The sequence below is a fragment of the Corynebacterium sp. MSK195 genome, assembly GCF_030228885.1.
In the GTDB taxonomy this organism is placed as follows: Bacteria; Actinomycetota; Actinomycetes; order Mycobacteriales; family Mycobacteriaceae; genus Corynebacterium.
In genome coordinates this window covers 1-2,850 of record NZ_JASPGT010000029.1, presented here as the reverse complement: position 1 = coordinate 2,850, position 2,850 = coordinate 1, and the positions used below count along the sequence as shown (strand labels likewise).

4 protein-coding genes are annotated in these 2,850 nt (G+C 54.0%); 1 reads left to right on the top strand and 3 read right to left on the bottom strand.

The features are described from left to right. Positions 1-56: 56 nt before the first annotated feature. Positions 57-182 carry a hypothetical protein gene (locus tag QP909_RS11595; RefSeq protein ID WP_284767313.1) on the bottom strand — a complete coding sequence of 42 codons (126 nt, stop codon included), beginning with the start codon at positions 180-182 and terminating at the stop codon, positions 57-59. A 113-nt stretch (positions 183-295) separates the two neighbouring features. Between QP909_RS11595 and QP909_RS11590 the strand changes: the two genes are divergently transcribed. Continuing rightward, positions 296-646: a VOC family protein gene (locus QP909_RS11590; RefSeq protein ID WP_347951280.1), complete on the top strand. Its 351-nt coding sequence runs from the start codon at positions 296-298 to the stop codon at positions 644-646. Here the strand turns inward: QP909_RS11590 and QP909_RS11585 are convergent, their stop codons facing one another. Both QP909_RS11585 and QP909_RS11580 read right to left on the bottom strand, forming a co-directional pair. After that, positions 647-1,300, bottom strand: coding sequence for a HEPN domain-containing protein (locus QP909_RS11585; RefSeq protein WP_284767311.1), 654 nt, complete (start codon positions 1,298-1,300; stop codon positions 647-649). 296 nt (positions 1,301-1,596) lie between these two features. Then, positions 1,597-2,571, bottom strand: a complete 975-nt coding sequence (locus QP909_RS11580; protein WP_070605728.1) for an NAD-dependent epimerase/dehydratase family protein — start codon at positions 2,569-2,571, stop codon at positions 1,597-1,599. Between the last annotated feature and the right edge of the window lie 279 nt (positions 2,572-2,850).

Sequence of the window (2,850 nt, the reverse complement as noted above, 5' to 3'; positions counted from 1 at the left end):
AACTCGACGGAATACTTTCTAGGCATAGTTCAATCCTTCCTTAGCTGAGGTAGGAACTAAACCCAGGACGCTTCAGTTCCAAGGTAGGCGATGCCCGGGCCCATGTCGGGGACTACCTTCGCTGTGACTTGCAGGAACGCGTCTATCTCATTGATCGCCCACTCGGGGTCCAGCTCGGCCATGCCTCCATTATGACGTATGGGGCTGACATGGCCGGAGAGAACTGGTCTGATACCCCCACCAGAAACACCCCGCATTGTTGCAGGCGCGCTGACGCGCGCCCATCATGGAAACCATGAGCGATCCCAACTTCACGATCCGCCAGATCACCTTCGACTGCCACGATCCCTCAAAGCTCGCCAAGTTTTGGTCCGCCGCAACCGGCTGCGAAATCGCCGCGGATTACGGCGATTTCGTGATGGTTGATTCGACCCCGGCGCTAGGGTTTCAGCGCGTCGAGGATCCCACGCCTGGCAAGAACCGCATGCATATCGACGTTGGCGGATCGGAGCGCGAAACCTTAGTAGAGCGTCTCAAAGGCTTGGGCGCTGCCGAACTAGACACCCACGAAGCACCGGGATTGGTGTGGACCATCATGCAGGACCCAGAGGGCAACGAGTTCTGTGTGGGCAGCCCCAAGGCCTAGCTACACATTGCACCTAAATTCAACCATGTGCTCATCGAATTTTTCAATCAGTCGCCGAACAAAATCAGCCCAATTACGGACTAGACCAAGGTTAAGCGCATCGGGCGTTGAACCTCGATGCACAATTTCACCTCGTATTTTGACCAGCTCGGAAACCTGTTTCCGCACCGCCGCGTTGGTTTTCTTCTGCCATTTGATTTCCCGCAGCGGGCAGAAACCGAGGATACTTTTGTACAGGCTTTCGACACCGCGAACGCTAGCTGTGTTGAATCCGTAACGGCCGTCCGAATCTCCTTCGATTCGCAATCGAACAAGTTCAAGTACAGCCGATCGCCACGAGTCGCCCACGAACACCCACGGATCACTACTTTGCTCAGCCACCCACGACCGTAACTTTTCCGGCAGCTCATCGGCTTTCTTATTCGTCAAAAGCCATTCAACCGTCTCGATCAGTGATTCTTCGACATAGACCTCCCACGCCGTATAGCAGAGGGATGTACCCGCGCGCAGCAACGGCCCGTAACCTGGCCCCGCGGGCTTTCCCGGCTTAGGGTCCTTCTGTGCGGGATGGTGGTCAAGAAGGGAATTGACATCCTCTAAGAGTTCTTGGGCAGCCTCTAACGCAGTCATATCCCTGACTTCCTTTATTTCCATATCCCTGACTTCCTTTACTTCTTGTTTCCAGAGGTAGTATTAAATTTAAACTCGACGGAGTGGCGAAAGAAGGCTACCTCACTCAGTTGCAAGCGATTCGAGAAGCCGAAAAGTGTGCCGCAAGGCGTTTCCTGCTCGGAAAGGCAGCCTCCGCAGGCTAGATCGTTCCGCGTCATGAAGAGCTAGCACCGCCGAAGTTCCCCTCAAGTCAGATTCGGACTCATTCTAACAGTCAGTCGCGGAACGAAAAGCAACTTAGTACGGTCCCGACTGCAACTAAAACTGTTCCTCCGAAGCTAAATACCATCTTCTAACCGCTGGCGAAGCACGACTTCCTCTTCATCGCTGAGTCCAGCGAGTCTTTCCCCCTGCTGTTCTTCTTCGAATCGCAGCGCATCCGCCAATGTTTCTTTCAACGGGCGAATCTGCAGGCCAGCTTCGTAGGCTGTGGCGCAATCGAGTAGCGCGATGTTGCGAAACTGTTCACCTGGTACCCACAACGGCAACGATTTTGGGCCCATCCACGGGGTTACATCATTAGCGAGAAGCAGTTCATCAGAGCAAGGTCGCTCCGTAGCCTCCGATGCGGTTAACTCACGCGAAATCTTGAACACATCGGACAAGGAAGTAGCAAACCCCGTGGCGTTAAAGGTTCCGAAAGTTCCAACTTCTGCAGACTCAACTATCCAGTCTGCAAGGTCTTTCACATCAATCATAGCGACGGGAAACGCCGGGTCTGGGACGATCACGTTCTCACCCGTGGGATGCGCGAAGCGCCACGGATAGTAACCACTGCGCCCTGTTTCGTCGCCGTAGCCGGCGATCAGACCGGGTCGAACTACCATTACCGACCTATTTATGTTGCGATAAATCGTTTCGCAAGCAGACTTTGCGGCCGGGTACTGCCCCATGTTCTCCATGTAGTCAATTTCAAGCGGAGTGACTACGGAATCAGACTCGGAAGAAATACTTCCTTGGTCCTCATATACGCTGCTCGAAGACACAAATATACGATGCTTGGCCTGGAGTTTCGTCGCCGCATCCCGCGCATGCTTCGGCTGACTCGTCAGATCCACAATGGTGTCCCAAGTTTTCCCCGCAACCTCATCGTACGCACCGTCACGGTCACGGTCTGAACTCACAAATTCGGCTCCGTTGGGAACCTTCCCGTTACCCCGCGCGAGGCAAGTAACTTGATGCCCTCGGTCGATTGCTGCCGCCGCAATGTGTCCTCCAAGGAAACCGGTACCACCGAGCAATAAAAAGTTCATGTCACTAGTTGTACACGAAACCTTCTCACACGTGACCAGTCCTAATCCCAGCGCATCCAAGCTGGAATAAGATGTCAGAGCAGGATTACCCCACCATCTGTCAGGGATTCTTATTCGGCTAACCTACACATTGAACTTAAATTCCACTTGGTTCAAGTCAACCGCGTGGCCCCGCGGTCGACCCGGGACCTGACCCCTGTTTGGTAGACACCTGATATCCAGCCCGGTTGGGTTGGGAAGAAAGGTAATCTACCACCATGCCTAGGTACTCCGAACAGT

What these genes read in the sequence shown, in the direction of transcription:
- QP909_RS11585 (WP_284767311.1), bottom strand. Translation starts at nt 1,300, where the DNA reads ATGGAAATAAAGGAAGTCAGGGATATGACTGCGTTAGAGGCTGCCCAA.
- QP909_RS11595 (WP_284767313.1), bottom strand. Translation starts at nt 182, where the DNA reads ATGGCCGAGCTGGACCCCGAGTGGGCGATCAATGAGATAGACGCGTTC.
- QP909_RS11590 (WP_347951280.1), top strand. Translation starts at nt 296, where the DNA reads ATGAGCGATCCCAACTTCACGATCCGCCAGATCACCTTCGACTGCCAC.
- QP909_RS11580 (WP_070605728.1), bottom strand. Translation starts at nt 2,571, where the DNA reads ATGAACTTTTTATTGCTCGGTGGTACCGGTTTCCTTGGAGGACACATT.